At 51.0% G+C, this 3188-nt stretch carries 3 protein-coding genes; all 3 read left to right on the forward strand.

Translation table 11 applies throughout. The features are described from left to right. The coding region (locus AB7U36_RS21230) for an LptF/LptG family permease (protein WP_428161616.1) at positions 1-845 on the forward strand (845 nt) is incomplete at its 5' end. Beyond that, the gene (lptG, locus tag AB7U36_RS21235; RefSeq protein ID WP_428161617.1) at positions 842-1921 is read left to right on the forward strand and encodes an LPS export ABC transporter permease LptG; all 1080 of its coding nucleotides are present in this window, start codon (positions 842-844) and stop codon (positions 1919-1921) included. The genes AB7U36_RS21230 and lptG, both read left to right, overlap by 4 nt. Before the next feature lie 10 nt (positions 1922-1931). Next, the coding region (locus AB7U36_RS21240) for a 3-deoxy-D-manno-octulosonic acid transferase (protein ID WP_428161618.1) at positions 1932-3188 on the forward strand (1257 nt) is incomplete at its 3' end.

Raw genomic sequence — 3188 nt, forward strand, 5'->3', positions numbered from 1 at the left:
TAACCCTGTGGATGACGGTTTACGGGATTCCCAATGGCAAACTGGCCCTGAAAATGAAAACCATAGAACTGGCCAGATCCAGTATTGACGCAGCACTGCAGGAGCGGCAGTTCAACAGCCGGCTTAACGGGATCATGATTTATGTGGCCCATGTGGATATGGGCACCCGGGATCTGACGGACGTATTCATTGAGGACCGCAGGACTGCTGATATCGTCGCCATTTCCACGGCTCCCAGGGGACGCCTGGTGCGCAAGGGAAACCAGGATCTATACACCATCCGTCTGTATGACGGTATGATCAACCAGGTCAATGTTCAGGACCATTCCGTGACCAATATTAATTTCGGGCATTATGACATCAATATTGACCTTACTGCCCTGCAGAAAAACGGGCCCAGAGAAGAGGGAAAGGATTTTGATGAAATGAGCCTGCATGAACTGGTCCGGCGTATCCGAAACGGTTTTAAAACGCCTGAAATGGATAGTGAGGCGCGTCTGGTGTTGCATGAAAAATTTTCCATTCCCTTTGCCTGCCTTGTGCTCGGATTATTGGCCTTTCCTTTGGGGGTTCAGTCCATATTTTTAAGAAAATCAAGCGGTTTTGGTATGGGGATGGGCTTTTTTCTTCTTTATTATCTGCTGCTGGCCATTGGCTGGTCCGGCGGCGAAGCCGGCCATTATCCGCCGGTGATCGCCATGTGGCTGCCCAATGTGGTTATGGGGATTGCGGGCATTTTTCTTTTGATACGCAATGCCAAGGAGCGGCCCGTGCGTCTGCCTCTCTGGATACAAAACCTTCCGGCAGGTGTTGTGGCCCGTCTCAGAAAAAGGACAAAGCCATGATCCCATGCCTTCACAAATACTGGCTTAAAGAATTTGTCAGAATTTTTATTATTATCCAGGCATTGGTCATGGTGCTGTTTATATTCATTGACTATCTGTCCCATATGGATAAAATTCTTGAGTCCGACGTCACCTTTGCACGGGGGCTTTGGTTTGTACTGCTTAAACTGCCCTATATGTTTGTTCAGCTTACCCCGGCAGGACTGCTTTTAGCGGTTATTTCCGTATTCGGCATTATGAATCGAAGCGGTGAACTCACTGCCTTGAAGTCTTCGGGGATCTCCGTTTATTTTATGGTGAAGCCGGCCATTCTGGCAGGCGGTGTCCTGGCTTTTTTGATGCTGCTTTTGACAGAGACCCTGATTCCTGTGTCCATGGCCCGTTCCAACCATATACGGTACCGCGAGATGTCCCGCAACGGCGGTATTGTTCATGCGAAAGAGGACATCTGGATCCGGTCGGGCAGGGCCCTGGTGCATATTAATTTTTTTGATCCAGCTAAAAAAACAGTGGCCGGCATCTCATGCACCACCATGGGGGCAGGGTTCAAGATTGCGTCGCGTACCGATGGGGCCAGGGGGCATTATGAAAACGGGCGCTGGATACTGGAAGATGTCATTGAGCAGTTGTATGATCCTGAAATTGATGATTATCATGTGTCCATAAGCCCCCAAAAGGTTGTGTCCCTTGATCTGAAACCCGATGACCTTGACCGTATGACCCAGAGGTCCGATGAAATGAGTTATAGTGAACTCAGAAGATATGTGGAGAAAGTAACAGCCGAAGGATATGACGCCACCACCTACAAGGTAGATATGTACGGGAAGCTGGCCTTCCCCTTTATCTGCGTGATCATGGCGTTGACAGGGGCTGCCACGGGCATGAGGGGGTTTGTGAAAACCAATCTGCCCGTGGGCATTGCCGTGGGCGTGGGGTTTTGTTTTTTGTACTGGTTTGTCTTCGGGTTTACTGTCTCTTTGGGCTACGCAAAGATTCTGCCGCCGGTGGTGGCCGCCTGGGTGAGCAACCTGGTTTTCCTATGCCTGGGGTGTATCTATCTGATCCAGACGGAATGAGGCCGGTTCCATGATTTTTTTTTACCATATCATCACCCTGGTGGTATTTTTTTTGTGCCTGCCTTTTTTACCTGCTGTCTGGATGTTTTCAGCCAAACGGCGGGCCAATCTGTTACAGCGCCTGGGATTGTTTACAGGGATTCCTGAAAAAAACGAGAGTACGCGCAGAATCTGGGTTCATGCCCTGTCCGTGGGTGAAGTGAACTCAAGCCTTGCCCTGGTACGCGCCTTAAAAAAAAAATACCCGGCCCATGATATTGTTTTTACAGCATCCACCAAAACCGGATTTGAGCGGGCCCTTGATCTGATGCACCCGGACCGGGCCGATTCCCCGGTTACCGCGGCGGGCTATTTCCCCTTTGATATCTGGTTTGCAGTGATACGGGTGGTCAAACGCATTTCCCCGGATATCGTCTGTCTGGTGGAAACGGATTTATGGCCCGGGTTTTTATCTGTCATGCATCAACAAAGGATTCCTGTGGTCCTTGTGAATGCACGGTTGTCACCACGGTCCTTAAAGGGGTACCGGTGCATGGGGCCCCTGGCCAAATTGTTTTTCCCAATGCTTTCCTGTGTCATGGCCCAAACCCGGCAGGATGCTTTCAGTTTTGAACAGCTTGGTGTGGCCGGGGACCGTATTCAAGTCACCGGCAATATCAAGTTTGATCAGCCCTGTCCTGAATTGTCCCGGGAAGAGATTTCAGGCCTTGTCCGGGGTCTGGGGGCTCACCCGGGTGACCGGATATGGATGGCCGGTTCCACCCATCCCGGTGAAGAATCCATGGTGGTCCGGGCATTTATCCAGGCAAGACAGACAGACCCCGCACTCAAACTTGTCATTGCGCCCCGGGACCCGGGCAGGTGTACCGCTTTGCTCAAGGAATTGCCTTTATCCGGATTCAGGATTGCATGCTACCTGGATCCGACGGAAACCAAACAAGGTGCGGATATCATATTTCTTAACACCATTGGCGTTCTGGGCAAAGCCTATGCGTTCTGTTCGTTTGCCTTTGTGGGCGGATCCCTGGTGCCCCGGGGCGGGCATAATCTTCTGGAACCGGCCATGTTTGGCAAACCAGTGTTTTTTGGGCCCCATATGACGGATTTTCGTGAAATGGCCCAATTGTTTATCCAGGGTAAAGGCGGCATCCAGGTTGAAAACGAAAAAGCCCTGGCCGGTGAACTGAAAAAAATGCTGCGCAATTCTGACCATTGCGCCCGCACCGGACAACATGCCCGGCAAATTTTTAAAGACAACGCAGGGGCT

The organism is Desulfobacter sp. (assembly GCF_050177295.1).